General features: G+C 46.7%; 21 protein-coding genes, 2 tRNA genes and 1 other RNA gene. 6 read left to right on the plus strand and 18 right to left on the minus strand.

The features are described from left to right. Positions 1-264 precede the first annotated feature (264 nt). The 7 genes from AAB523_00065 to AAB523_00095 all read right to left on the minus strand — a co-directional run bounded on the left by AAB523_00065 (position 265) and on the right by AAB523_00095 (position 7,526). Positions 265-498, minus strand: a complete 234-nt coding sequence (locus tag AAB523_00065; GenBank protein MEK7555667.1) for a glutaredoxin domain-containing protein — start codon at positions 496-498, stop codon at positions 265-267. Between the two features lie 70 nt (positions 499-568). Then, positions 569-642 (minus strand) — tRNA-Gly (locus AAB523_00070). Between the two features lie 15 nt (positions 643-657). Further along, positions 658-1,053 carry a septum formation initiator family protein gene (locus AAB523_00075; GenBank protein MEK7555668.1) on the minus strand — a complete coding sequence of 132 codons (396 nt, stop codon included), beginning with the start codon at positions 1,051-1,053 and terminating at the stop codon, positions 658-660. Between the two features lie 176 nt (positions 1,054-1,229). After that, entirely contained in the window at positions 1,230-3,029 is a 1,800-nt protein-coding gene (lepA, locus tag AAB523_00080) for a translation elongation factor 4 (GenBank protein ID MEK7555669.1), read from the minus strand. 85 nt (positions 3,030-3,114) lie between these two features. Then, positions 3,115-3,324 carry a hypothetical protein gene (locus AAB523_00085; protein ID MEK7555670.1) on the minus strand — a complete coding sequence of 70 codons (210 nt, stop codon included), beginning with the start codon at positions 3,322-3,324 and terminating at the stop codon, positions 3,115-3,117. 78 nt (positions 3,325-3,402) lie between these two features. Further along, entirely contained in the window at positions 3,403-5,091 is a 1,689-nt protein-coding gene (gene murJ, locus AAB523_00090) for a murein biosynthesis integral membrane protein MurJ (GenBank protein ID MEK7555671.1), read from the minus strand. 80 nt (positions 5,092-5,171) lie between these two features. After that, the gene (locus tag AAB523_00095; GenBank protein MEK7555672.1) at positions 5,172-7,526 is read right to left on the minus strand and encodes a tetratricopeptide repeat protein; all 2,355 of its coding nucleotides are present in this window, start codon (positions 7,524-7,526) and stop codon (positions 5,172-5,174) included. Between the two features lie 118 nt (positions 7,527-7,644). Here AAB523_00095 and rnpB point away from each other — a divergent pair. Further along, positions 7,645-8,101: RNase P RNA component class A (rnpB, locus tag AAB523_00100), an RNA gene on the plus strand. Between the two features lie 62 nt (positions 8,102-8,163). Here rnpB and AAB523_00105 read toward each other — a convergent pair. The 3 genes from AAB523_00105 to AAB523_00115 form a co-directional block, all read right to left on the minus strand. Beyond that, positions 8,164-10,443: an ATP cone domain-containing protein gene (locus AAB523_00105; GenBank protein MEK7555673.1), complete on the minus strand. Its 2,280-nt coding sequence runs from the start codon at positions 10,441-10,443 to the stop codon at positions 8,164-8,166. Positions 10,444-10,675: 232 nt separating this feature from the next. Then, positions 10,676-11,998 (minus strand): pitrilysin family protein, encoded by a 1,323-nt coding sequence (locus AAB523_00110; protein ID MEK7555674.1) that lies wholly within the window; start codon positions 11,996-11,998, stop codon positions 10,676-10,678. A gap of 9 nt (positions 11,999-12,007) precedes the next feature. Beyond that, a complete protein-coding gene (locus tag AAB523_00115) occupies positions 12,008-13,447 on the minus strand; it encodes a pitrilysin family protein (protein MEK7555675.1) in 1,440 nt (479 codons plus the stop codon). A 5-nt stretch (positions 13,448-13,452) separates the two neighbouring features. On the opposite strand from AAB523_00115, the gene lnt reads away from it, so the two are divergent. Next, positions 13,453-14,952, plus strand: a complete 1,500-nt coding sequence (gene lnt, locus AAB523_00120; GenBank protein MEK7555676.1) for an apolipoprotein N-acyltransferase — start codon at positions 13,453-13,455, stop codon at positions 14,950-14,952. Positions 14,953-15,381: 429 nt separating this feature from the next. Here the strand turns inward: lnt and AAB523_00125 are convergent, their stop codons facing one another. The 8 genes from AAB523_00125 to AAB523_00160 form a co-directional block, all read right to left on the minus strand. After that, entirely contained in the window at positions 15,382-16,812 is a 1,431-nt protein-coding gene (locus AAB523_00125; protein MEK7555677.1) for a hypothetical protein, read from the minus strand. Between the two features lie 7 nt (positions 16,813-16,819). Beyond that, entirely contained in the window at positions 16,820-17,317 is a 498-nt protein-coding gene (locus AAB523_00130; protein ID MEK7555678.1) for a hypothetical protein, read from the minus strand. Between the two features lie 44 nt (positions 17,318-17,361). Next, positions 17,362-17,451 (minus strand) — tRNA-Ser (locus tag AAB523_00135). A gap of 71 nt (positions 17,452-17,522) precedes the next feature. Continuing rightward, positions 17,523-18,416 (minus strand): M48 family metalloprotease, encoded by an 894-nt coding sequence (locus AAB523_00140; protein MEK7555679.1) that lies wholly within the window; start codon positions 18,414-18,416, stop codon positions 17,523-17,525. A gap of 2 nt (positions 18,417-18,418) precedes the next feature. Continuing rightward, positions 18,419-18,739 (minus strand): nucleoside triphosphate pyrophosphohydrolase, encoded by a 321-nt coding sequence (locus AAB523_00145; protein MEK7555680.1) that lies wholly within the window; start codon positions 18,737-18,739, stop codon positions 18,419-18,421. Then, positions 18,740-19,294 (minus strand): LemA family protein, encoded by a 555-nt coding sequence (locus AAB523_00150; GenBank protein ID MEK7555681.1) that lies wholly within the window; start codon positions 19,292-19,294, stop codon positions 18,740-18,742. A 469-nt stretch (positions 19,295-19,763) separates the two neighbouring features. After that, positions 19,764-21,416, minus strand: coding sequence for a chaperonin GroEL (gene groL, locus AAB523_00155; protein ID MEK7555682.1), 1,653 nt, complete (start codon positions 21,414-21,416; stop codon positions 19,764-19,766). Positions 21,417-21,450: 34 nt separating this feature from the next. Then, complete coding sequence (locus tag AAB523_00160) at positions 21,451-21,756, minus strand: co-chaperone GroES (protein MEK7555683.1); 306 nt, start codon at positions 21,754-21,756, stop codon at positions 21,451-21,453. Between the two features lie 149 nt (positions 21,757-21,905). On the opposite strand from AAB523_00160, the gene AAB523_00165 reads away from it, so the two are divergent. From AAB523_00165 to AAB523_00180, 4 genes are all read left to right on the plus strand, one after another. Continuing rightward, entirely contained in the window at positions 21,906-22,541 is a 636-nt protein-coding gene (locus tag AAB523_00165; protein ID MEK7555684.1) for a hypothetical protein, read from the plus strand. Positions 22,542-22,636: 95 nt separating this feature from the next. Next, a complete protein-coding gene (secG, locus tag AAB523_00170) occupies positions 22,637-22,867 on the plus strand; it encodes a preprotein translocase subunit SecG (GenBank protein MEK7555685.1) in 231 nt (76 codons plus the stop codon). Positions 22,868-22,972: 105 nt separating this feature from the next. Next, on the plus strand, positions 22,973-24,751 hold the full coding sequence (locus AAB523_00175) for an ABC transporter substrate-binding protein (protein MEK7555686.1): 1,779 nt from the start codon (positions 22,973-22,975) through the stop codon (positions 24,749-24,751). A gap of 112 nt (positions 24,752-24,863) precedes the next feature. Beyond that, on the plus strand, positions 24,864-26,813 hold the full coding sequence (locus AAB523_00180) for a ribonuclease J (protein MEK7555687.1): 1,950 nt from the start codon (positions 24,864-24,866) through the stop codon (positions 26,811-26,813). The last annotated feature ends 6 nt before the right edge of the window (positions 26,814-26,819 follow it).

Below are 26,819 nucleotides of genomic sequence, written 5' to 3' on the forward strand. Positions count from 1 at the left end.
GAACTGGCCCGTCCTAAGGGCTCGATGTAGGTTCGATTCCTGCCGAGGGCATAAAGTGAACGCATGTGAGCGACTGTTCTCGGCAGGAATCGAACGGGAGGGGGTCGGGGAACGGAAGTTCCCCGTGGAGGAAAATATTAAAAACCGCGGGTTTTTAAAGAGGAGCCGTGCGACGAGTTCGATAGCAAAGCGTCCTGCCGAGGGCACCACAATCAAAAACTGTTCCGATATAATCGGAACGGTTTTTTTGATACGTAAGAAGGATTAGAGCCCGAGTAATTTTGAGAGTTTCTCCTGGTCAAAACCAATAACCAACTCGTCACCTATGGCAATCACCGGAACGCCCATCTGGCCGCTTTTCTCTATCATTTCACTGCGCTTTTGTGCATCAGACGCAACATTATATTCTGTATATGCTATTTTATTTTCGTCGAAAAATTCTTTTGCCGCCCTGCAGTACGAGCATGTCGGTGTACTGTATATTGCTACGTTCTTCATATGCATTTTAAATATTTGTTAATAGATTTGTATTATAGCACAGCCGTTATATTTGCAAAAAGTACTCTTTTGGTGCGGATAGGGAGAATCGAACTCCCGTCCGATGCTTGGGAAGCATCCATTCTACCACTAAACTATATCCGCGTATTCCATTATGTCTCACTCGCCACCGGTAAACACATAGAAGAGAGAACGCCAAAATCCTTTTTTTTGCCCTTCATTGTCGACAATATTTTGCCCATCAAGAACGGTCGGTTCAACGATGACCATCACTTCTTCCCCTTTCTTGGCAACCCCAAACCGTTTCCGCAATTCTTCCTCAACGCCCCGCTCAGTATTCAGTCGCGCTATGTCAACAGAAAGGTCACGTTCCCGCTCTTGTAGCTTTTGAATTTCGTTTGAGACGATCTCTTCGTTCTGCCGCGCTTCACTGTATTTCTGATAGACATTCCATGTCGCATTCCCCAGAAACAGAGCAACGATACTCAATATGAATAGCACCACTTTTGAGTACATCGCTTTGCGTAATTTCTTTTTTTGCTGGAAGTCTAACATGGTAAATATCTATTGCATATTATATAGTATATCTTATACTATACATTTAATACTCCCTTATGTTCAACAAGAAACACAAAAAAACCATCAAGGTCATCTGGTCAATTCTGGCCATTTTTATTGCTATTAGCATGGTGCTTCTCTACAGCCCTATCTTCCTTTAAGACTCTGTAAGGTTAGCTGTCGTTCCCTCCTCGGATCATCTTCAGGAACACCTCTTGGGGAATGTGTACCTTGCCTCCTTGCTTCATTCTTTTCTTTCCCTTTTTTTGTTTTTCAAGCAATTTCATTTTTCGCGTAATATCACCTCCGTAGAGCTTTGCCGTCACATCTTTTCGCAGTGCGGAGATCGTCTCTGAAGCGACGATGCGTCCAAGCACTTTGCCCTGGATCTTTACGACAAATAATTGGCGAGGAAGCACTTTATAGAGGCGCCCTACCGCTTCTTTGGCTTCTTCTTCGGCACGGCGCGAAGACACTACGCGGGAAAATGCCGGCATAACCTCCTCGGCAACCAAAATATCAAGCCGTGCCACGTCCGCCTTTCGTGAATCTATGATCTCATAGGCGAGGGACGCAAATCCCGAAGAAACACTTTTCATCTCATCAAAAAAGTTCCGCATAAGCTCCCGAAGCGGCATAACTACCTCAAGGGAAACACGATTATCGCCGAACGTTTCCGAATTCCCCATTTCCGCTTCATGGTCATGGAGTATTTGCATGATTCCGCCCAAATATGTACCGGGAGTAATGATACGCGCCGAAACCCACGGCTCGCGCACTTCTTTGTATGTTCCGTGGTCGGGAAATAAAGCGGGAGAATAAACTATTTTTTTCTTGCCGTCCAGATATTCCACCTCGTATGTGATAGACGGGGTTGCAACCACGAGATCCAGGTCAAATTCCCTTCTCAAACGTTCCGAGATAATCTCCAGATGAAGCATACCCAAAAAACCGCACCGGAAACCGCGGCCGAGCGTCCCTGACGTTTCTTCCTCGTACGAAAGCGACGGATCTGATAATTTAAGTTTTCCGAGAGCACTCCGAAGGAGCGGAAAATCATCCTGACTCTCCGTATAAATGGACGCCCACACGACAGGCCGCGGGTTCATATATCCGGGAAGGGCCGGGAGGGGCGCTTTGGTCAATGTAATCGTATCTCCCACCGACGCGGCCCCCGCTTTTTTTATCCCCGTTATTATGTAACCGATCTCTCCCGCAGATAATGAGTCTTTCGGGATTGGGGCGGGAGAAAAAATTCCTGTCTCGATCGCTCCAAAATGCTCTTTTGTCTGAATGAGTGTAAGTAAGGATCCTTTGGCAATCGTGCCGTCCAACACTCTCACAAAAACAATAACGCCTTTGTGGTTTGAATATTGGAAATCAAAGATAAGCGCTCGTGCGCTGTCTGTCCCCGGAAATGCTTCATGCGGGGGCGGTATGCGCGCGATGACCTCCTCCAAAAGCTTTTCTACCCCCTGTCCGGTCTTGCCGGATACTTCAAAAATGGAGGAGTTATCGCATTCCAAGAGTTTCGCGACCTCCCCTCTCACTTCTTCTATGCGAGCAAGGGGTGAATCAATTTTGGAGATAACAGGAATAATGACAAGTCCCAGCTCGCGTGCCATTGCAAGCACGGTCAATGTCTGGGCTTGCACGCCTTGCGTGGCATCCACCAAGAGAATGGATCCCTCCACCGCTTTGAGCGCGCGGGATACCTCGTATGAAAAATCAATGTGTCCGGGCGTATCAATAAGATTGAGCGTATATTCTTCTCCATGGGAATTGTAACGCATACGCACCGGCTGCATCTTGATGGTGATGCCGCGCTCGCGCTCAAGGTCCATATTGTCCAAGACCTGCTCTTTCATTTTGCGCGCCTCAATCGTGCCCGTCAGCTCAAGCATGCGGTCAGCAAGCGTTGATTTGCCGTGATCAATGTGGGCAATAATGGTGAAATTTCTTATATTCTTCATAATATCTACCAAGCATATCATAGATACATGCAAACAAAAACGGCGCGAAACGCGCCGTTTAAAAAGTAAAAAGGTTCCGTAGTCGCTATTTAAAAACGTTTCGGTCGGCTTTTGTTTTGTCCGAGTTGGACAGGTAATAGACAGCTGCGAAAAAAAAGATGAGCGCAATGGCGAGCAGTACAATACCGCTTTTATGAAGCCTTTCATAAAAAAACCAGACAGAGGTCATAATACTGGCGATGGACAACAACGAACACCATGTGGCCAGCTTATTTGCGTCTTTCGTGTCTTTCATGTCTCCTCCTTTTTGTGAGAACAAAGTGCTAACGCCATTAAAGCACACTATCTGCAAGAAGTCAACACATTCGGCATCTTACAGTTCCTCCTGATCAGGCGCAATGACACGCACCTTAAAGAGACGGCGTTTGAGGTTGGCGCTCACTTCTTCCAGTTCTCTGTTCCCGAGCATCTTGAGAACTACGATGCAGGCAACAACACCAAGCCCTCCGGCAAAAAGTCCCTGCAGGAAAATACCCCAGAACGTGTTGATATCAAACATGTTGCCAAACACCGAGAGAAAGCGGTATGCCACAAAACCCATAATGACCGACGCCGCAAAGATGTGCGCAAAGACTCGTTTCAAAGAAAGAGAGAACTCCTTAAAATCTCTGCTGAAAAACAGTCCCAACAGAGTGGCGTTTATGATCATCCCCATTGAATATGCCAGCGGCAACATGACGATTGCGCTTCCGGGAATGTCGTCAATTCGCAAAAGGGATTCCATAAAATAGCGGAACATCTCGTTTGTTTGAAACATTTTCATGAACACAAAACCAAATATGATGATCAACGCCGATGAAAAAGTATTCATCACGAGCGGAATTTTTGTTCTTCCCGCCGCGTAGTATCCTCTCACGAACAAAAGCACGAGCGCCTGCGCCAGTATGGAAACCGAGAACACGGCAAGCGCCGCCGCCGTGAGACGGGTATCTGACCAGTCAAATTCTCCGGAGCCCAGAATGGTTCGCACGATCTGCGCGCGAAGAACAATAAAGAGAATAATGGCGGGGGTTGTCCAAAACACGATGTGCCTTGTCGCGGCTACAATATGTTCCGCGAATTTCATTCGTTCCCCGTTTGAAAAAAGTCTGGTCAATGTCGGGAACGCCGCGACAGAATATGAAACCCCGATGATAGAGAGCGGTACCGACTGAAGATTGAAAGAAAAGTTAAAAACAGCGATGGATCCTTCCACCATGTATGAGGCAAGGGCAATGAGTGCGATCAGGGAGATGTGATTGGATGAAAGAGCAATGGTGCGCGGCAGTGATAATACCACCACTCGCTTTATGTCGGAGAAGTTCATGTGCCATTTAAATCGCGGAACGAGCCCGTGTTTCATGACCACGGGAAATTGAACCAGAAGATGCAGGAGGGCTCCGAAAATAACGCCCATCACCATGCCGACAACGCCAAATAACGGGAAAAAAAATATAATTCCCGTAATGATGCCCAGATTATACAGAACCGGCGCTCCGGCATATACAAAAAATTTCCGGTATGTCTGCGTGACGGACCCCAAGAGACTTGAAATACCGAGCAGTACCGGTGATACCAAGAGGATCCTTGTCAGATCAACGAATATTTTTTTCTCTTCCAGGGAGAATCCCGGAACAATAAAACCCGCAAGGAACGGTGCCATGAAAAAAGCGACCCCGCTTACAAAAAGAATGGTGAGAAAAAAGAAACTGAACACGTCGCTCAAGAACGCACGGGCGCGCTCCCCTCCATATTCTGAATTCTGGTCTATTTTTTCCACCAAAAACGGTATGAGAACCGTAATGGACACAAACGAAGCAATTGAAATATAAATGAAATCAGGGATACGAAATGCCGCATAATACACATCCAAGGTAGTGCTTGCTCCAAAGACATGCGCGAGTAGTCTGTCGCGGAAAAGCGCGAGCACTTGGGAAAGGAGCGCAAAGGCACCGAGCAGGTATGCCGCTTGGTGAAGCCCTGTAAACTCTTTATTGAAAATGTTTAAAATTCTTTGAACCACGGCTCAGGGCGTTTAGGGTTCTCTGTTTGATATCTCTCTTTGGTCGCTTAGCTACTCAACAGTAACCACGCCTTTTATTATCATTCTCCTTCTATTGGCAATGTGTCCCGTTTTTCCGGCAGAGGAAGCGGGGGTGCCACGTCTGTGAATGGCTCTCTATCCCCCCGCAAGTTCTTGAGAATCTTCTTCACCTCGCTGTTTTCCGGATTGAGCTGTTCAATACCTTCAAATTGAGTGATCGCATCCTCTCTTCTCCCTACCTGGTCATAGCTTAATCCCAAGAAATATTTCGCATTCGCGTACACAGGGTTAAGCGTGACCGCGCGTTCAAGCGCCGCAATAGCTCCGCCATAATTTCCGTCTTTGTATTTCAAAAATCCGAGCTGGAAGAACACGCCGATATCGTTCGGGGCGATCAAAGACGCGCGCTCCGTGGATTCAATTGCCGCTTTGATGTTTCCTTCGTTTGCCTCGATCTGCGAAAGAAAGAAGATCGCTTGCGCGTAGTCCTGCTTCTGCGCGAGTGATTCTTCTATGCGTGCGCGCGCTGTTTCAATATTGCCGCGCGCAACCTCGAGACGCGCGAGAGTGAGATAGAGCGCCGGACTCTTGGGATTTCTTTCCAATGCTTTCTCGTAGGCGGCAAGTGCGTTGTCGTACGCGCCTTCAATATTAAGCGAAACAACGGAAGCGTAGACATTTCCGAGTGATACCCAGTTTAAATAGTTGGTGGCATCCACTTCGGTTGCCCGGCGCGCATAGGCGATGGCTTCGCCGAGCGCATTCTGAAACTGCGCGCGCAATACGTCTTCGCTCACGTCGCTTGTGGAAAGAATGTTGCTTAAACGCGCGGTTTGCAGCTCGGAAAGCGAGCGGAGATACAGGTCATACTCGTAGAGTTCCTTGGCGCGCAGCATATGTGATTCTGCGGTATTGATATCCCCGCTCACATTAAATGTCGTAACTCCTTTGCTGAACGTATGCACGGAAAGAAACCGCTGTACGAAGAAGTATTCCAAAACGGCAGACGCAACGATCATGATGATCAAGAGAAGGACTATGATAAAACCGATTCTGGGATTATCAATGGCTGATACTCTGTAGTTTTTTGCCAGGCCCCCTTTAATGAACATTGCCACGAATATTCCCGTAAACAGAAAAGCGAGACTCAGATTGACGATATTAGGGACATAAAACACCGCCACGATCCATAAGTAGAGAGCCAACAAAAGGGATGAGAAAATGAAGTAGTTGGTGATCCTGTCCTTATGCGGAGTAACGAGCGCTTTTGCGCCCGTATATAAAAATGAGAGCAGGAACAGCATCCACGCAAGGATTCCCGCTATACCAAGCGTTGTCGCAAAGGTTGGTATCATGCCGATACCAAACGCAAATCCCGTATCCCAAAAGGGCGTATCGTTGATGCCGTCCGGTTTCAAGAAAAACCACTGCTGTTCAAACCTGTTCGGACCAATCCCAAGCACCGGATTGAGAGAAAGCGTGCGTGAAGTAATTTCAAGTGTTGCTTCCCACGAGGGTCGCACTTCAACCTGCGAAATACCGAGGCTCGTACTTAATATATTTCCAAGATTACCCGGCAACAAGAATAAAAGAGAAACGATCGCGACGGCAAGAGGGGTAAATGGTATGTGGTTGACCGCTGTGGGAACATCGCTTGTCTCTTGCGCACGCCTTCTCTCAAACGAGAGTCCGTAGACGAGGATCACTACGGAAAATGTCCCCACCAATATCCATGCAAGGGAGAAATTGGCAAGAGCAAGGAAAAACAAAGAGGCGAAGAGGAGGGCGTGAAGGATTACCTTCATACTGCCGCGGAGTGTGAGCAACTGAAGCGTCACTTGCGAAAAAACTGCCGTAAGCCCAAAAAAGAGAGCCATGTCGTTATATTTCCCAAAGAGGTTGGCGGCGGAAGAAGTGAAAGTATTAAATGAAAGAAAATCAATACCGAATATGAGGCGAGCGCCTTGATACAATGCCAATACAAAAGCAGACATCACGAGAGCCGAATAAACGTACAGTATCTTGTCCATGTTTTGGAAAAATACGGAGGAAAGAAACATAAGCAAGAATAAGACAAGGAAAACGGCAAAAGTTCCCGTCTCATGACCAAGCCCAAGCAGTGAGATTTTCACTGCGGGAGAAAACAAGGATGAAGCAAGAAATACCGCGGTGACGACGCCCATACTGAAGAGAATGAAACTCTTCGGAATGGCAAGTACCCCTTCTCGTAAGCGCGCAATGAGCCACAAGAAAAAAGAGAGGGAGACCAGTATCGCCAAAAGACCCCCTTTGGCAAAATCAACGGAAAAACTGTTGGTGGAGAGGAAGAAAACAGGAAGCAGGAACGTTGCGATGATGAGTAAGCCGAGAGCAATCGCGTCTAAGGGAAAAAATGAATTATTCTGTTTATTCATGGTATCTTCCTGTAAAAATTAACGTAGGTAATGTGTACATTATACAAGAATATAAGTGCGGAGCAAAGCGGTAATATTGTACACAGTTGCAATTTCCATATCTTGTTGTATAATGTTTACGTTGTATCGGGCAGTTGCCCCGACATTGTCGGGGAGGAAAGTCCGAACACTCCCCCGTCTTAGACGGGGAGCAAGGTAGCGGGTAATCCCCGTCCGGAGCAATCCGAGAGGTGCGAGCAGAGACGCCACACAACGAAAGGCGTGTGGGCGCTTCCATAAGGAAGCGTAGCCGAGCACCATCTGTGTCTCTCTCACAAGAGATAGAGATGGTGCTCGGGTGAAACGGCTAAATCCTTACCCGGGTGCAAGGCCGTACTCCGCTGTTTTAAGAGCGGAGGGTGCCGCTTGAGCCGCGCAGTAATGCGTGGCCCAGATAAATAACTGTCGCCGAGCACCATTTGTGCGTTTATATAGTTTTGGTATCAAGACAACTTATTACGTTTTTGTCTTACCAATACTACATAGTGCCTAAATGGTGCTCGGTACAGAATTCGGCTTATAGATACAACACATAACTATCAAAAACCTCCGCTGCAAGGCGGAGGTTTTTGCTGATATCGCTATGTTGCGTTTTGATCTATATCTCGCACACGCCGGCAACACAAGCAAGTTCTTTTTTCACTTCCGTGGCGTCGGACTTTTCGTGGAGAACGATCTTTGAAAAATCAATTGTGCCGAAGCGCTTCACCATTTCATCATATCGCTTCTTATCAATGGCCTCGTACGGCGCAAGCTGATAGACATGATTATCACGCGGGAGGAATGAAAGACCGCCGATTAGATCCCAGTTCTCATAAAGCCAGTTGGCTACTCCCACCCATTCGTTTTCTCCAACCGAGATAGTGATGGAAGGGTTGTGCTCGGTATAACTTTGTTTCACTTTTTTCCAGTGGTCAAGCTGGTCAAAAGCCGACAAGTGATCTTTAAAGATGGAATGTGCGGGCGCCTTGACCGGAAATTCAATCACATAGGTATTTGCCGTTTCCATTGACTGTCCAACCTCGGGATAGTACAAAACCCCCTGCTCTTTCATCATGGCGAAAAGCGGATCATGAGCGGCGATGCGCACTCGGCGAATATAGTATTCGGAATGTCGCGGGTGCATGCCTGAAGAGGAATCCACAAGCTGTGAAAGCGTGCCTGAAGGCTTCACAGCCGTGATGCATGTTGATTGATTGGTGCCAAAACGCTCTGCGTACTTTTTATTTACTTTGATCGTTTCCTCTTTGAGTTTCGCCAATACCTCCGGATCACGCGCTACCGGAGAGTCCCACTGCCCCGTGATGGAGACACCGAGTAGTCGTTCTTTCTCGCAATTCTCTTTCCACTCTTTTGAAAGGTAAGGAAAATACGTCAATGTTGACTGATAGGTGCCCAAAATGGTGGCGACTCGTATCTTCCGAAGTAAAGATTCCTTGGTATCTTCGGGACGAGCGACTACCTCCGAGAGGTTGCAAAACTGCTTTGACTGCAGCAATATCTCGCCGCAAGGGTTGGTGCCGATAGGTCGCACATCCCCCTTGAGTGCCTTCAAGCGGCGTTCGGGGAGCGTTTTGTGCAAACTCCCCCTGTTGAAAATACCACGTTCGCCTGAACCGCTTTTCATAAGCGCGATCCATTCGTCCAGAAATTCCTCATTCGTTGGCTTTTCCATGTATACGGCAGAGTTGTTCGCCATAGAGCGTTGCGGTTCCGTCAAATAGAACTGGCCTTTCTTCGCGTCACGCATCTTCACGTCGTCAAGATCGGAAAGAGAGATAAGCGCGCTTCTGCGCACGCCGCCGGCAACAACAACTTCGCCAATCTTGCAGATAATATCGTGTACATCAATATTGGAGAGTCTTCTTCCTTGTTTATTCAGTATCTTCGCGCGCGTAAAGGAGAGCACGCTTCGCAGAGGTTCGGGTCCGGAAGAGCGCCCGCCCATGGTCTTTAATTTCGCACCCGCCGCGCGGAGCTTCCCAAAATCAAAGTCCACGTCTTTGCCGCCAAACCACGTCTTCATGCCATACACGAGCGAATCAGCCCACCCTTCTTTCGTGTCCGGAATAACATGAGTCGGTAATTTTTTGCTCGTCTGGAATTTGATCTGCGGAAGCTGCTGTACGTTATAACTCTCGGCGGCAAATCCGGCGCCCGTACCGCACATCAAAATATACATGATCTCGCCAAAATCCTGCAGTTTAGTGGGCGCGATGAACGAACAGTTGTAGGCGCACACATTTGTTCTGCGCGTGGCAGGTCCCGCAAACTGAAGTAGTCGCATGGACGGCATCGCTTCATGATTGAGAATCGCTTCGCGTACTTCTTTGTATTCTTTCGGCTCGAGCTTTTTACCAAGATTTTCTTTCATGAAGTCCATGTAGCGATCCACGGTTTCTATCCATGTCTCGCGTCGCCCCTCATTTTCAATCCATCGCGCATAGGTGCGATAGAAAACAAACTCGGCAAGTTGGTTGCGAAAATATTTACTGCTCTCTTCGGTAAGTTTTCGCACGTGCTCGGGAACAGCGATCCCTTCCGCGCGCGCTTGCGCTCTTTTCTCGCGGTACAAGATATACGCCTTTGCGGTATCGGCAAAATCCTCCCAAATGAGCTCACGCTCCACCGTGTCTTGGATCTCTTCCACCAAAGGAGTGTAGAGGCTGTCTTTGATGTTGGATTTATAAAGGTGCAGCACCACTTTTTCAGCGATCCGGTGCGCGTCAAATTCGTTTCCTTCCCCGGTAACTTTCATCGCTTTCCCAACGGCGTCGGAAATTCTTGTGATATCAAACGAGACAACAGTGCCGTCTCGTTTTTTGACCCTTTTTAAGAGCTTCGTGATATTTTTCGCTGCCTCCACGCCTTTGACCATACTTTTTGAGTGTCTTCCCCTTACCCCACTACCCGGAAAGGATGAGGAGCACTGAACAGACGAGAATTAATTATTAATGAGTTTCGTACACTCATTGTATCGCAGGTTGCTCCCGTAAAAAAAGTGGATAACTCTAAAAATGAGTGACAAAAGATAAAAAGGGACGTCTGTAAAGACGCCTCTTTGTTTCACATTGTTCTGTTTGCGTTATTCGCATCGGTTTTTGAAGACATTACCTTTTCTTGTTTTTTGAACCGATCGTCCCTACGGTGATCTGGACCACATGTTGCGGGTTCATGTATCGCAAAATGGCGCGATTCACCTGGCTTTGCGTGATAGCGTTGATGAGAGCTGGAAAATGGTCAAGGAAACCCCTCTCTCTGCCCTCTTCTTTGTTGTTTAAGACAAGAGCGGCCAATTCGTGCGTGCTCTCAAGACTCACATCAAAAGAACCTATTATGGTTTCTTTGCGTTCACGCAATTCTTTGGCACTTATTCCTTTTTTCACAAAGTGAGAGAGCTCTTCTCTTGTCGCATCCTCTCCTTTTTGCAACAATGCTGGAGCAAAACTTCCATTGATGAACCAGAAACCGTCAGCACCACTCTCGGTACCGACAAGCCGTGAATAAATACTGTATGTTAACCCCTGTCTTTCGCGTACCTCCATCATCAAGCGTGCACAAAAATCTCCACCAAGTGCCTGCACGCCAAGCAATAAGGGATAATAATCGGGATGAGTATTATTAATACCGACAGACTGCCCCATCAATACATTCACGCTTGTCTTGTCGGGAATATACACTCTCTCTTTTTTTCCGCGAGATACAATTTTTCTCTGGTAGGAACCCTGAAGCGGCACGAGTGGGGATTGCCGCCATCCACTAAAGATATGTTTCACTTTTTTTTCTACTTCTTTATGGGACACGTCGCCAACAGCAACAAGATTGCCTGATCCAAATCCATAATTCTTTTTATGAAATTCTTTGAGCGCGTGCACCTTTGTCTGCTTGATCGCTGTTATTAATTCTGGAATACCTAATTGATAATTTGGGTGATCTTTGGGAAACAACGATTGAGAAAGAGCGATAGCCCCGACTTTTTCCGTATCTTCTTTCGCAAGCGAGAGCTCCGCGATCAACCGCTTTTGTATGATCGCGAACTCGGCCGCTCCAAACTTTGGAGAGCGCAGTTGTTCGGAGAGGAGTGCGAGCACTTTTTCAATATCCTTGCTCATGCACCTTACCGTAAAATTCACCCTGAACTCACTGGAAGAAAATTGAATGGACGCGCCAAAATGTTCAAGTTCATCATTGATGGCGTTTTTATCTTTTTTTACGGTACCTTGGTCAAGCATCGCCACCACCAGGTCAGCAAGTGCGGGGTTTTCTTTTGGGCTATACATGCGCCCTCCTAACATACTCCCCATGATGATGACGATCCTTTCCGCGCTATTTTTCAGGGTAAAGAGGTGCATTCCTTCCACGGGAGTACTTTCCTTGATGTGCTCGGAGATATGCACTCCCCCTTTATGCGATTGTGTAGCTTGATCTTTCATAAAAACCTGTTATTTTGCAACGAAATATCCAATCGTGCTTTGATCGTCTGTGAGATATTTTCTTGCAACATCTCTTACCTGTTTCGCGGTCACCGCGCCGATCTTTGCGGGAAGATTCGTGAAGAATGTCCAGTCCCCTATTGCCAGCGCTTCATTGAGACTTCCCGCCATCGTGTATGATCCGTCCCGAGCAAATAAAATACTTGATTGCAACTGCGCGATGGCGCGCTTGAGCTCGGAAGAACTGATCTCCTCGTGTTTGATTTTTTCGTACTCCCGCACTACCGCATCCTCTACTTTTTTGGGAGACGTCCCTGGAGTAAGAAAAGCGTACGTGATAAATAAACCCGGATCACGAAATGGATGGTCGGACATATCCACACTCGTGGCAAATCCCTTGTCTACCAGAGAGCGATACAACCTGCTCCCCTTGCTTCCTCCCAACAATTGCGAGAGCACTAAAAGCGCGCACGTGTCCTTGTGCAGGCCTTCGGGAGTTTTGTGCGCGACACCGACAATGTTCGTCTGTCCTTGACGTTCCACTCTGACCCGTCTTTGCCCTCGTTGCCTCGGCTCTTTGGTATACACATCCGGAATTTCATGCGGCGCGCGTTTGTGTACGCCAAAGTATTTTTTCACCAGCGCCAAAATGTTCACTCTATCAATGTCGCCGATGACCGTGACCGTCGCGTTATTGGGCCAATAAAAGGTGTCGTAGAATTTTTTTAACCGTTCAATGGAAACATGTTCAATGTCCGATTTCCATCCGATGGTCGGATGGTGGTATGGATGCGCTTGGTACGCGGAAGCCCAGATGTCCCTATCAACCGCTTCAATGGGGTTGTTCTCTCCGCGCTCAAATTCATTGCGCACGACGGTCATTTCCAACTGCCGGTCTTCCTCTTTGATGAAGGCGTTGCGCATCCGGTCTGCTTCAAACGCGATCGCGGTTTCCACATACTGCACCGGTACTGTTTCAAAATAATTGGTGCGATCAAGCCATGTGGTCGCGTTCAATCTCGCCCCTTTGGTTTGCAATAAATTCCAAATTTGTTTTTTGTTTTTCTTGTTATATTTTTTGGATCCCTTAAACATGAGATGTTCAAGGAGATGCGTCGCGCCGGTATGGCCGAGGGCCTCGTTGCGTGAGCCCACATGATAGGTGACCATCACCGTTGCCACGGGAGCAAAATGATCTTCCTTCAAAAGCACTCGAAGACCATTTGAATTCAATGTGTATTCATCGATCCCACCGGCAGACCTTTTGTAGGTATATCCCTCTCTGGCAGAAATTCCTTTTGTTTTATTTGTTTTCTTTGTGGTCATGGACGTTCGCGGGGCTTTTTTCGGTATTGTTGAGGTATTATATCCTTTGTGCGGAGCTTTTGAAAGCAGATGTTTCAAGAGTGAATTGAGCGTGAAATTCACGCGTGATATAATTGCTCTCATATATTATGCATACCATTAAAGAACTTGGTGGCGGAAAATTATTTATCCTTCCTGTCATTTCCGGCGTTCTTCTCGCGTTTACTTTGCCGCCATTTAATCTCACGTGGCTGGTGTGGTATTCTCTTATTCCTCTCTTTCTGTTCATCAATACTTCAGGCATTTCTTCCAAAAAAGTATTCTGGGGCGGAGTGGTCGCCGGAGTGATCTACTTCGGAAAAGTGACGTACCCTCTCCTTTCGCTCAACGCGTGGGGGTGGCTTAAAGTCAGCGGAATCCTCTGGGAGAACAAAATACTGATCCTCTTTCTTATCCTCTCTGCGGCAGTTTTATTCAGCGGCATACTGTTGGGACTTTTTTCCCTTCTCTTTAAGAGGATCACGCGGGAAGACTTTTCTCCGATTGCCCCCCTGACCATTCTGCCACTGTGTTGGATCTTGTTCGAATACCTGCGAGCAAAAATATCCCTCGGATTCACATGGGGAAATCTCGGCTACGCGCTTCATGATTCTCCATTTCTTCTCCAGCTTTCAGTTTTCGGAGGAGTCTACGTGTTAAGTGTTTTGGTGGTTTTCGTGAATATCATTCTTTTTTTCATTGCCCGAGAAACTCTGCATCATATCGGCAAAATGAAAGGCGTCAATTTGTTCCACGCGATGTGCGGCTCTTTCTTTCGGAATCCTCATCTCTACGTCTTCATAGGTATTATTCTCTTTGCGAACGTGTATGGGTACTTCTCAATAAAAAATCTCCCAACCATACTGCCTCAATCTTATCTGTCCATTGCTCTCGTACAGCCGGGACGTGATTATGTTGCCGAAAATGAGCCACGCGTCTTGCGAGATATCACAAAAGCACTGAGGAAAAACCCCGCGATGATACTCATTCCCGAAAGTGCTTTTCCTTCAATTCTCCTCAACGAAGATACGGGGGAACCTCAAAAACACACGGAAACAACACAACCGGCGGTAAGGAGCTCATATCAACACCTCATTGATCTGTCGGAAACGTACTCCGACACTTCGTTCGTTGTTGGGTTAGTGAGCATGCAAGACAAATCCCGCTACAGCTCTCTGGTAGTGCTGGAGGGTGGGCATATCACAAGTATCTATCACAAAAGAATACTGTTCCCGTTCTCAGAACGGTCAGTCGCTTGGTTTCCCTTTAAGACAGTCGGAGCGCTTGCGGAGGGAGAAAACGCCAAAGGGATAACCATAAAGGGAGATGCTGTTTCAGCTCTCATCTGTTCGGAAATTCTGTTCCCTAAACTTATCAAGAGCGATACATCTCGCTTTATTGTTGCCATAGGAACCGACGGCGTGTTTGACAGTCCTCTCGTTGCGGAACAAAATCACATCATCGCAAAATTCGCCGCGGTTTCCACGCGGAAGTATCTTTTGCGAGCCATGAAAACCGGCGTCTCAAGCATTATTGATCCCTCCGGAAGAGACCTTGTCCGGTCGCGTTCGCAAGAAAAAGAATTACTCTACGGAGAGATCTTCCCTTGATATATCTTACTCGCTTTCACACACGTGGCGGAGGAGACAGGATTTGGTCAGGAATCCGTTAAAATTATATTCACTTCGCTCATTAATTTTATACGGCTCACGACCCTGACTCGGCGGTATGAAAAATTTTTCAAATTTTTCTCCGCCTCCGTCTTTCAAATCCAGCCCCCCACAATCGACTGGCTATATTAACCATACCTCCAAGTATTCGGTATGGTTAATATAGCCAGTGCGGAGAGGGTGTCCTAAACTTTGAACCAAAACTTCTTATAAAACACTTAACTTTCAGGACCCTTGATCCGATTATAAAGCAATTACGGGCTATATTCAAAGTTCATCCTGAATGGTTTGAAGTGTCGAAGCCAAAGTTTGGTAAGGGAAAGAATGAAGTCATCTACTCAACTTTTTAACTAAAAAATAACTTAGCAACTATTCCTCAGATGGGTAAATAATTTGAGCACCACCCGTGCTACCAATAGCTTGTATATCCCTATCAGTAATTGCGGAATACCTTACATCCGGAAGTTTTTGTGAAGAAGTGAGTCGTCTTTTTAATTCATCAGTATCAGTAATTTCCAAAGCATGACATAACTGCATTGCTTTCGGATAATCAACAGCTTCTGATATAAAGACTGGAGTGTCTTGCATGTATATAACGGAATGAGGATACCATTTCAAATAATATTCACCATTTGAGGTTCCTTTGCCATGTAAGTACAGAAAAAAATCTGCTTGCATAAAATCTTTAAACGGAATAGTGGTCGAGAGTTCTTCTTTTTCATGCCGAGTTTTTAATAAATCAGCTTGCAGTGATACTCTTTGTGGATTTCTTCTCTTACTCTCCTCAGAAAGTAGAGGAGAATAATGTGCCAGTTCATTCCATCTCTCTTTTCTTTCTTGCGGAGAGTGGCTTGTCGGACCAACTTTTAAGTTCTCTTTTAAAAGTATTCCTAATTCTTTGAATTTTTCTTCTCTCAAAAAAGGCACTGCAAAAGAAACAAACAAGTCATGTCCCAGGAATCGAAAAAAATCACCATCTGCGTTTGATGTTCTCCCTGATGTATTTGCAGGAGGGTCATATTTTGTAAGAATCTTTCCAAACCACTGAAATATTTCCATTGCCGATTCAGAATCATTCATGAGCACCACTGTTTCAGATAGTCTTGCAAATTCTATAGCCACATTTTCTGTTGTTGGTATAGCTGACAACAATTCCTTCACAGTTCCACCGTCTCGAAACATTGGAGGTTGCAACTTCTCCAATCTAACCAATAAATCAGACAGATACTTCCGTAAATCAATTTTTTTACTTGGAACGTTATTTTTAATAACATCAATTATGCTGGGAGATATTTCTCTTGGAATCTCATGGGAAAAACCCGAAAGTAATGCTGACTTAAAATCTTTAGCCAATTCTTTTTTAATTGAAGAACGGTCCACAAGAGACTCAGAACATTCATACGTGATAGTTCTGTGCATTCTTAAGTCAAATGGTAATTTTTCTATCTTACCAAACGCAGTATTAAAAACCAACACTATACGCTCATGCCCCAATGCTTTCAGGGCATACCCCAATTCTATTAAAACATTCGGATTAGGTACTGCACGCTTTTTCGCACTTCCAATAATGGAGACATCGGCAACAAATATATCCGCTGAATCAATTTTCTTAAAAATGGCTGTTGCAATATTTGGTGCACCAGCTACACCTTGAGTATCTCTGTCGATAACAGGCTCGATATTAGTATCTTCATCACTCCCTATTTCTTTGGCAACATCCTTCAAAACACCTTCAATAAGAGTACGATTTGTACCATTAGGTAAATCTGACTGCCAAGAATAAAAGACGATCTTTTTCATAGAGAAACTATTTTCTAAATTCGCACTTTCCAGAAGATACTATCACTCCTGTTCCGAGTGTAGCAATATCAATAAATTCTCCTTTGTTATCCAGAACATCTCCGGTGGCAACCTTGAACATCATTGCTTGACCTTGCGATGGAGTAAATTGCGTAAATTCTCCAGAAATATTTACTTCAACTGGGTATGAATCACATCCTTTAGCATCACACCTAAAATAGGTTCCACTCTCTGTTCCATAATCTACGAAATAGTAAGTTGCTGGAACGGAAGCCGTACAGCTACCTCCACCGCAATCAAACCGACTTGCCGGGAAACAAGAAAGCTCCGCGATATCTGCCATTGCGGAATGTTGTGAAGATTCTTCATAGGCAAATCTTAATGACTCGCTGGGCGTGATGATTGTGGTTGTCGTTAGAATCTCTCCTTTATTTTGAAGAGCTAAGTACAGAGAAATACCCAATAAAAGTATAAGTATGCCAATAATAATATTTTTCTTTTCCATATATTTGAAATGTCCTTATTTGCTTTGGTTCAAAGTAGGACATCTGGCGGAGGAGACAGGATTTGAACCTGCGGAGGGCGTAAACCCTCACATGCTTTCCAAGCATGCGCCTTAAACCGCTCAGCCACTCCTCCAATCATCAAGTTATACACTATGGGAATGACGAATGCAAAAAATAACGAAAGGAAAATCCGTATTCCTACTACTAGCTACGCAAAGCTTTGATCCGTTCCTCTACGGGCGGATGTGTCATGAAGAGCTTGCCGAAAAAGCTTGCCGCTTTTTTCCCTTTGAATGGGTTGGATATATAGAGATGAGCGGTTGCGTGATTGGCGCGCCGCATCTCTGTACTGTCAGCGGCAATCTTTTGGAGCGCTGCTGCCAACCCTTCCGGATAGCGCGTCAGAAGCGCACCCGAGGCATCGGCAAGAAATTCACGCTTGCGCGAAATGGCGAGCTGGATAAGAGTAGCGATAATGGGCGCCAAAATTGCGAGCACAATGCCGATGATCATAAAAATTGCCTGCGCACGTCCATCACGATCTCCTCCCCTGCCTCCCCCCCAAAAAGTAGAGCGAATGAAAAAATCAGAAAGAAGCGTCACGAATCCGACAAGCACCACTACGACAGTGGAAACAAGAATATCTCTGTTGCCGATGTGGGAAAGCTCATGCGCCATCACCCCTTCAAGTTCGGTGCGATTCAATATCGCCAAAAGACCAGTGGTCACCGCCACCACTGCGTGTTCTTTGTCGCGTCCGGTGGCAAACGCATTCGGCGCCGGATCAGTAATAATGTACACGCGCGGTTTCGGAAGCCCGGCGGTGATAGCAAGATTTTCCACGATATTGTGCAATTCGCGATACTCTCTCTCTGGAGCGGGTGCTGCGCCGGAGATCTTCAAGACAATTTTATCGGAATACCAATAACTAAATACGTTCATGAAGACGGCAAAGATCACCGCGAAATACAGAATTCCTTGCGCTTGGAGAATATAAGAAAACGCCCACCCGATAAAGATGACCACGATCAAAAACGCGGTCATCAACATCCACGTTTTTCTGATGTTCCTGTCTTGTTCTGTGTAGAGTGTCGCCATATTTATTCAGTTCGTTCAAGAAAAATTTTCTGAGTGAATGCCCCTCGTTCTTTCCTTCGCTTGCGAGCCATTTTAGTGACATCGCCGCGCGCAATATCAAATGCTTTATAGATCGCGGTAAGTACTTCTTGCACGTCGCTCAATTCCTTTACTGTCTCTAATTTTCCTTTTGCCTCAAAAACTTCTTTTGCCTCTTCTTGAAGCTTTTTAAGAAGTTCTTTTTTATACTCAATTGCGGATAGTTTACGCGTAACCGGCCGTTCTCCGTTTGAACGAATAATGTCAGGAATATTATCGCGTACGAGTTTATGGTATTTCTGCATTTAGAAACTTACTTTCACCGGCTCTTTTGCTTCCGCGCCTTCTTCCAACTCAAAGAATTCTCTTTTTGTGAACTTGAACATGTTCGCGATGAGGTTTGAAGGGAATGTGTCCACTTTAATGTTCAGATCGCGCACGTTGGTGTTATAGAATCTGCGCGCCGCCTGAATCTTATTTTCCGTATCGGAAAGTTCGCGCTGGAGCTCAACGAAGTTCTGGCTTGCCTTGAGATCAGGGTAACTCTCCGAAACAGCAAAGAGGGATTTTAATGCGCCGGTGAGCATATTCTCCGCGGCGGCGTGTTCGGCAACCGTCTGCGCGCCCATTGCCTTCGTGCGCGCTTCGGTCACTTTTTCCAGTGTCGTTCGCTCGTGGGACACATACCCCTTCACTGATTCTATAAGGTTGGGAATAAGGTCATAGCGGCGCTTGAGTTGGACATCAATATCCGCCCATGCCTCACCGGCACGAGTAATAAGCCGGATAAAACTGTTGTATACGGCAATGATCCATAGAATTATAACGGCGGCGATCGCAAGAATATAGATGAGTTCCATAGATGATAATAGAGAGTATTAAATATTGATAATTTTTATATTATACAACAACAAATCGTTCTTTAGCAATGAAATACATTTTGACGAAATATAAGTGTCATGTTATCCTGCAGACAGTTTTTGTTCTTTGTTTCCATGATACAGACCATCCATTATAAGGAACCTACTCATGACAGCGCAGAGATTTCAGCCACCGAAGACGCAAGAGGTCTCGGACACGGAAAATACCGGGCTTTATCATGTTTTTTGTCCAACATTCGCTACACGTAAGACGATGACCCTCTCGCACCCTGCCGGGGATCTATGCCCCATTTGCAGGCGGCTTCGGGGAAAAAATACGCACGAATGTGATCCAAAAATGACGCGGCTCACCTAATGCTTTCCGCTCCATAAACTCCAAACGCTCGACACCTGTGTCGAGCGTTTTTTTAAATTAAATATTCCGCGCCTGTCTATAGGCAGGCGCTCTTTAATATCCCATGCCCGACATACCCCCGCCCATTGCGCCTTCTTTTTCTTGTTTCGGTTCTTCGGCAACCGCCACCTCGGTCGTCAAAAGTATTGCCGCCGCGGACGCCGCGTTCTCCACGCAACTCCGTGTCACCTTCACCGGATCAATAATGCCGGCGGCGATCATATCGGGAATAACCTCATCACTCTGCGCATTGTAGCCAGCTTGTTCTTTGCCGCTCTTTACGCGGTCAACAATTTCCACGCGCTGTTTTTCGCTCTTCCCGGCATTCTCCGCGATCTGCCGGAGCGGCGACTCAAGCGCTTTCAATAAAATATCCACGCCTATTTCAAATTCCTTTTCAAAACTTGCGAGTAGGGGTTTCGGTCTTTTCTTTGCCACCTGCTCTGCCGCTTTTACGAGCGCGGTGCCGCCACCCGGCACGATACCCTCTTCAATGGCCGCTTGGGTCGCATTGACCGCGTCCAGAACCTTATCTCTCAAATACTTCATCTCCGTTTCAGTTGCCGCGCCGACGCGAATGACCGCAATACCGCCAGAAAGTTTTGCAATACGCTCGGAGAGCGCGTTCTTGCTGTACTTCTCGGCTTTGAGAAGCGCGCTCTTTAATTGCGCCACCCGCTCTTTGATGTCCGCTTTCTTGCCCTTGCCACCAATAATGGTCGTGTGATCCTTGGTTGCAATCACCTTGCTTGCCTTCCCGAGCATGGAAACTTCCGCGTTCTCAAGCTTGATACCCAGATCCTCCGAGACCAATTTTCCGCCAGTCAGAATAGCGATATCGGTGAGCATTTCTTTTTTCTTGTCACCGAATCCCGGCGCCTTCAGAGCCAAAATGGAAAAAGAACCGCGTAATTTGTTCACCACAAATGTCGCGAGTGCTTCTCCGTCCACGTCGTCGGCGATAATGATCAACTCTTTTTTGCCTGTACCTGCAAGTTTTTCCAAGAGCGGCAGTACTTCCTTTATGGTTGATATCTTTCTGTCCGTAATTAAAATTGACGCATCGGTATATTCCGCTTCCATGCGATCGGCGTTGGTGATCATGTACGGCGAGACATATCCTTTGTCAAAACGCATTCCCTCCACCACATCGGATTCAATGCCGAACGATTGCGACTCTTCCACGGTCACCACGCCGTCTTTCCCCACCTTCCCGATCGCTTTGGCAATAATGGTCCCGATCTCTTCCGATTCGGCGGATATGGTGGCAACTTGTTTTATTTCATCGGATTTTTTGATCTCCTTGGCACTAGCACGCAGTGCCTCTACTACCGCCTTTGCCGCGGCCTCAATGCCGAGCCGAATGCCCATCGCGTTCACTCCTTTGTTGGTTTGCTTAAGTCCTTCTTCTATGATTGCTTGGGTAAGCACCACAGCCGTGGTTGTGCCGTCTCCCGCAATATCGTTGGTCTTATTCGCGACCTCTTTCACGATTTCCGCTCCCATATTTTCAAATTTGTCGGGAAGCGTAATTTCTTTGGCAATAGACACGCCGTCGTTAGTAATGACCGGTGCGCCGTAGCTTTTTTCAAGCACCACATTCCTGCCTCGCGGCCCAAGCGTGATCTTCACCACATCGGCAACGATATTGACCCCCTTGGAAAGTGAGGCGCGCGCATCTTTGTGAAAACGAATTTGTTTGCTCATACGTGATTCTCCACAGACCTGCCGGCAGGCAGGATTACTTAATAATTGCCAGTATGTTTGACTCGCTGATAATGAAATATTCTTCTCCGTCAATCTTTACTTCGTCGGGACTGTATTTTGAGAAGAGCACCACGTCCCCCTTTTTTACGGTAAGCGGAATGTATCTGCCCTCATCCGTTCTGTGACCCTCGCCTACTGCGATGACAACACCCTGTTCGGGTTTTTCCTTGTTAACCGTTTCGGGGATGATAATACCAGATAGCGTTTTCTTACTGCTGCCATCAGACTTTGGTTTTATCAAAACCCTCTCACCGAGCGGCAGAACATTGATCTTTTTCATACTCATAATGCCGAAGATTATACAAATTGCTAAAAGTCTAAAAGTAGAAAAATTATACGGCATTTTGGGCTATAGTCAACACGTTTCGGACATGCTATTGTAGCAACAGATACAAAACCCCACTCATCCCACTACAGGAGGATTTGGAAATGATTTCCTATAAAATATTGGTAACCGCGAAAAATCAGGAAGATTCTTGGATCTTTGTGGACGGTAAGCGTTTTTCTATCCCCAAACTCGGAGAAAACAAAGACGGGCTGCGAACAGTGCTCACAGAAATGCTCGCACACCTTGTCCGTGAAAACGTGCTCAAGGTCAAAGCTTTCTCTACGCAAAACGAGGGACAAAAGATCACCAACCTTGCGGAAATGCTGCGAATTGAGGTGATTGTGGGTACCAAAGACAGCTATCACAGTCCGCAGGAAATTCCCCAGCATCTAGTCAAAGCATTCGTTCTCCTCGCATGGATCCACAGTAAACACTTCTGGCAAGACGAACGTTTTGGGAGCTGTATCTGCGGAGTGTGCAGAGATACCACGAGAGGAAAAGAAGGACCCCGGCCCAATCTTTCGGAGAATCCGATCTTCTGGTGTCCGGAGCACTGCTTGAACATTAAGTGTTTCTCTCACGAGATCGAAAAAATGATCAATCCCAACTACGTGATTCCCGAAGAAGCGTACGAGGAGGAACGGAAGCGAGAAGCATTCTCCAAAGAGGTTACCGCTCTTGCAGAGCGTCCGGAGGTAGGCGGTACATTCAGGCATTGGCGTGGCGGCAAAAGATAGTTCAAATCGGGTTTACGGGCGGCACAGAGTGTCGCCCTTTTTCTATCCGCAGTCCCCATTGCGTTTCCCGTAAACCCTGCTATAATGCTTTTTAAATGGAATGGGTAACTAATATATTGCCGTGGGCACAAATTACTCTCTCTGTGCTTCTCATAGCGACCATCTTGCTTCAGCAGACAGGAGCAAATCTTGGCGGTGCATTCGGAGGATCAGACAACAGTACCGGTTTTCACACTCGCAGAGGCGCAGAGAAAGTGCTTTTTTACGCTACAATCATCATAGCGATTCTTTTTGCCGCCTCGGCTCTCTTAGCTCTCATCGTGTAACTTTTTATCTTGAGCAATTAAAGACCACGACCGCTCGCTTTTTATCCCAAAAAGTCTCCAGTGGGTAGAATACACGGTCGTTACTCAATTGCTCTTCCTACCATAGTGAACAATCATCTTTTCAACTCACCTGTGCGCTCCAGCGCATTCGTGCAAAAAATAACCCGTATTATTGCATCCTTTTCGTACATTGAACGAATTGCGTTTTTTCTATTCGTTTGGATCTTCGCCATAGGTTCCCTTGTTCTATTATGGAACATTAACAAAGCATTTTTGATAGAGATTCCGGCGGATGGCGGCTCTCTCACCGAGGGCATTATCGGAGCGCCTCGTTTCATCAATCCGCTTTTGGCAATTTCCGATGCGGACAGGGATCTTACCATACTCACGTACTCGGGTCTCTTGCGCGCGACCGCTCTGGGAACGCTTGTTCCCGACCTTGCGCAAGAATATTCCATTTCAGATGACGGATTGACCTATACTTTTGTTCTGCGAGACAATATTTTTTTCCACGACGGCACCCCCATCACCGCTGACGATGTGGTCTTTACGGTCACCAAAGCGCAAGACTCCGTGTTAAAAAGTCCGAAACGCGCCAATTGGGACGGGGTCGTGGTGGAAAAAGAAAGCGATAAGGTGGTTATATTCAGACTCAAGCAAGCGTATGCTCCTTTTTTGGAGAACACCACGTTAGGAATACTGCCTAAACACATCTGGGAGAAAGCCGATCCGGAACAATTCAGTTTCAGTCAATTTAACATCACTCCTGTCGGATCGGGACCTTATACCGTAGATAACATTGAAAGAGATTCTTCCGGCATACCGGCATCCTATGACCTCCGCGCGTTCAAAAAATACGCGCAGGGGAAACCCTATATTACGGAACTCCACATCAGATTCTACGCAAACGAAGAAGAGTTGACCAATGCTTTCAAAGAAGGAGAGATTGAAAGCATTAACGCGATCTCCCCCAAGACCGCGGAAGCACTGAAGGAAAAGGGGTATCGCATAGAGCGTTCTTCTCTTCCCCGCATATTTGGCGTTTTCTTCAATCAAAACCAAGCATCTCTTTTTACCGACCTTACGGTTAGGAAAGCACTCTCCGTGGCGGTTGACAAAGAACGTATCATAGACGAAGTGCTCTCCGGTTACGGCACACCGATAGACAGCCCAATTCCACCGGGATCCATCGGGTATACCGCCCCTGACAGCCGCAAAACTCTGGCAGAGGTGGAGGCGGAGAGTTCTCCCGAAACACCGGGGAGAGTAGCGGAAGCGCGCGCCATTCTTGAACGGAATGGATGGACGTTTAATGAAGAGAAAGGGGTTATGGAGAAAAAGACCAAGACAGGAACGACCGAACTCGCGTTCGCGCTTTCCACATCTGACGTCCCTGAATTGAAAGAGACCGGCGAGCTCGTGAAAAAACAGTGGGAAGCGATAGGCGCGCGCGTTGATCTTAAAGTATTCGGGACAGGAGACCTTAACCAAAATGTCATCCGACCGAGAAAATATGACGCGCTCTTGTTTGGAGAGATCGTTGGGCGCGATTCCGACCTCTTTTCTTTTTGGCATTCGTCACAAAGAAACGACCCAGGGCTTAATGTCGCATTGTACGCCAATATTACCGCTGACAAGCTCCTTGAAGAAGCGCGCACCATTTCGGACACCGATGAACGGATCAAAAAATATCAGGAATTCAAGAAGGAGATCGCGCGGGATATACCGGCTGTATTTATTTATGCTCCCGACTTTATATACGTACTCCCTGAAAAGATACAAGGAATCACCGTCGGTCCGGTAAAGACACCGTCGGAAAGATTTCTGAACATACCTTTGTGGTTCATTGAGACCGATCACATATGGAAGTTTTTTGTGAAGTAGAGAGTACGCTAGCTACAGTTTCAATTCTTTATTATTTATAAGCATATTATTTATTAATTTTTACGTTTCTTTAGGCATACAACCCTGAGGGAATCGCATTCGCAACATACCTATGAACAACCAAGACAAAAACACGGGAAGAAATCCGGGACCATCCGGCCACAAAAGTGCTCGGCACAGAAGAGGTAGCAGCGGGAAGCCGGTGCATGCGGCGCGCGCAGGGCAAACCGGACAACATCACCCGCGAAGAGAGGCGGGAGGAGCCACTGGGGGAGGCGCTGGTTCGCGGCGAAGAACACATGGCGGCGGATCGCGGAAACCCACACCGCACGGAAAGTTATTGTATGCGAAAACGTCTACAAAAAAGGAAGATATCATACCGGACATCGGCGATAGTATTCGTATCATCCCTCTTGGGGGCGTTGAAGAGATCGGGCGCAATATGACGGTCATTGAATATAAGAATGACATCGTCGTGGTTGATATGGGATTTCAATTCAAAGAGCCGGACACGCCGGGCATTGACTATATCCTGCCAAACACCAAGTACCTTGAGGACCGCAAACATAAGGTACGGGCGGTCGTCATTACCCACGGGCATTTAGACCATATCGGCGGTATTCCTTATATTCTGGGAAGAATCGGAAATCCGCCCATCTACTCGCGTAATTTGACCACACTTCTGATCAAAAAACGCCAGGAAGAATTTCCTCATGTGCCGAAGCCAGACGTTCGCATCGTTGAAAAAGACGATACGATCAGGATCAGTGACACTATGTCCTTAAAATTCTTCGCCGTAACCCATACGATTCCGGACGCCATGGGGATCATCATACAAACGCCGCATGGCAGTATCGTACACACAGGAGACCTGAAACTTGACCATGTGAATGGCGTACCCACGGAGAAAGAGGTGGACGAGTTCAAAAAATTTGAGAAAGAAAATGTGCTCCTGCTCATGGCCGATTCAACCAACGTTGAACGACCGGGTTTTTCCATTCCGGAAGACATGGTGAACAAAAATATTGATGAAATCATCAAGAACACGAGCGGGCGCATTATTATCGGAACGTTCGCTTCACAACTTGAGCGCATCATGAAGATCATTGAGAGCGCGGAGACGTACGGCAGAAAGGTTGTCGTGGAAGGAAGAAGCATGAAAACAAACGTGGAAATAGCAAAAGAGGCGGGAATATTGAAAGCAAAAGACGGCACACTGCTCACGATAGAAGAAATGCACGCGTATGATCCCAACAAGATCCTTATCTTGGCAACAGGCGCGCAGGGAGATGAATTCGCCACGCTCATGAGGACGGCGAACAAAACCCACAAACAGCTCAAAATTACTCCCAAAGACACGATCATCCTTTCTTCTTCCATCGTGCCCGGCAATGAACGAAGCGTGCAGAAACTGAAAGACAATCTCTCGCGCCAAGGAGCACACATTATTCACTACCAGGTGTCTGATGTGCATTCTTCGGGGCACGCAAATCACGGCGAAACGTTGTGGATACATAAAAAGATCAAACCTAAATTCTTCATCCCGATCCACGGATATCACTACATGTTGCGCGTCCACGCTGATATTGCCAAGGAAGCCGGTATGCCTGAGCAAAATGTCATCATTCCTGACAACAGCATGGTCATTGAGATCATTGAAAATGGCACGAGGATGGTGAAGCTCGCTGAAAGCGCCCCATCGAGCATCGTGTTGGTTGATGGATTTTCCGTCGGCGACATTCAGGATGTCGTATTGAGAGACCGGCAAATGCTCGCGCAAGACGGCATCTTTGTTGTCATCGCAACGGTGGACATCAATACGGGCAAACTGCGCAAGTCGCCCGATATTATTTCACGGGGATTTGTGTACTTAAGGGAATCACAGGAACTGCTCCATGACGCGCGCCATATCGTCAAGAAAACTATTGAAGACTCGCTTGTGGGTATGCATCCGATAAACCTTGAATACGTAAAAGACAAGGTGTCTGACGACATAGCCCGATTCCTCCTTCAAAAAACCGCCAAACGCCCCATAGTCATCCCGGTGCTTCTCGGGGTATAATGTGAA

This window comes from Patescibacteria group bacterium (assembly GCA_038063375.1).
Lineage (GTDB): Bacteria > Patescibacteriota > Minisyncoccia > Phycocordibacterales > JANLHH01 > JANLHH01.

What these genes read in the sequence shown, in the direction of transcription:
- AAB523_00065 (MEK7555667.1), bottom strand. Translation starts at nt 498, where the DNA reads ATGAAGAACGTAGCAATATACAGTACACCGACATGCTCGTACTGCAGG.
- AAB523_00115 (MEK7555675.1), bottom strand. Translation starts at nt 13,447, where the DNA reads ATGAGAGCAATTATATCACGCGTGAATTTCACGCTCAATTCACTCTTG.
- secG (MEK7555685.1), top strand. Translation starts at nt 22,637, where the DNA reads ATGGAATGGGTAACTAATATATTGCCGTGGGCACAAATTACTCTCTCT.
- AAB523_00145 (MEK7555680.1), bottom strand. Translation starts at nt 18,739, where the DNA reads ATGCAGAAATACCATAAACTCGTACGCGATAATATTCCTGACATTATT.
- AAB523_00110 (MEK7555674.1), bottom strand. Translation starts at nt 11,998, where the DNA reads ATGAAAGATCAAGCTACACAATCGCATAAAGGGGGAGTGCATATCTCC.
- AAB523_00130 (MEK7555678.1), bottom strand. Translation starts at nt 17,317, where the DNA reads ATGGAAAAGAAAAATATTATTATTGGCATACTTATACTTTTATTGGGT.
- groL (MEK7555682.1), bottom strand. Translation starts at nt 21,416, where the DNA reads ATGAGCAAACAAATTCGTTTTCACAAAGATGCGCGCGCCTCACTTTCC.
- AAB523_00140 (MEK7555679.1), bottom strand. Translation starts at nt 18,416, where the DNA reads ATGGCGACACTCTACACAGAACAAGACAGGAACATCAGAAAAACGTGG.
- AAB523_00075 (MEK7555668.1), bottom strand. Translation starts at nt 1,053, where the DNA reads ATGTTAGACTTCCAGCAAAAAAAGAAATTACGCAAAGCGATGTACTCA.
- AAB523_00180 (MEK7555687.1), top strand. Translation starts at nt 24,864, where the DNA reads ATGAACAACCAAGACAAAAACACGGGAAGAAATCCGGGACCATCCGGC.
- AAB523_00105 (MEK7555673.1), bottom strand. Translation starts at nt 10,443, where the DNA reads ATGGTCAAAGGCGTGGAGGCAGCGAAAAATATCACGAAGCTCTTAAAA.
- AAB523_00095 (MEK7555672.1), bottom strand. Translation starts at nt 7,526, where the DNA reads ATGAATAAACAGAATAATTCATTTTTTCCCTTAGACGCGATTGCTCTC.
- AAB523_00125 (MEK7555677.1), bottom strand. Translation starts at nt 16,812, where the DNA reads ATGAAAAAGATCGTCTTTTATTCTTGGCAGTCAGATTTACCTAATGGT.
- AAB523_00085 (MEK7555670.1), bottom strand. Translation starts at nt 3,324, where the DNA reads ATGAAAGACACGAAAGACGCAAATAAGCTGGCCACATGGTGTTCGTTG.
- lepA (MEK7555669.1), bottom strand. Translation starts at nt 3,029, where the DNA reads ATGAAGAATATAAGAAATTTCACCATTATTGCCCACATTGATCACGGC.
- AAB523_00165 (MEK7555684.1), top strand. Translation starts at nt 21,906, where the DNA reads ATGATTTCCTATAAAATATTGGTAACCGCGAAAAATCAGGAAGATTCT.
- AAB523_00150 (MEK7555681.1), bottom strand. Translation starts at nt 19,294, where the DNA reads ATGGAACTCATCTATATTCTTGCGATCGCCGCCGTTATAATTCTATGG.
- AAB523_00160 (MEK7555683.1), bottom strand. Translation starts at nt 21,756, where the DNA reads ATGAAAAAGATCAATGTTCTGCCGCTCGGTGAGAGGGTTTTGATAAAA.
- lnt (MEK7555676.1), top strand. Translation starts at nt 13,453, where the DNA reads ATGCATACCATTAAAGAACTTGGTGGCGGAAAATTATTTATCCTTCCT.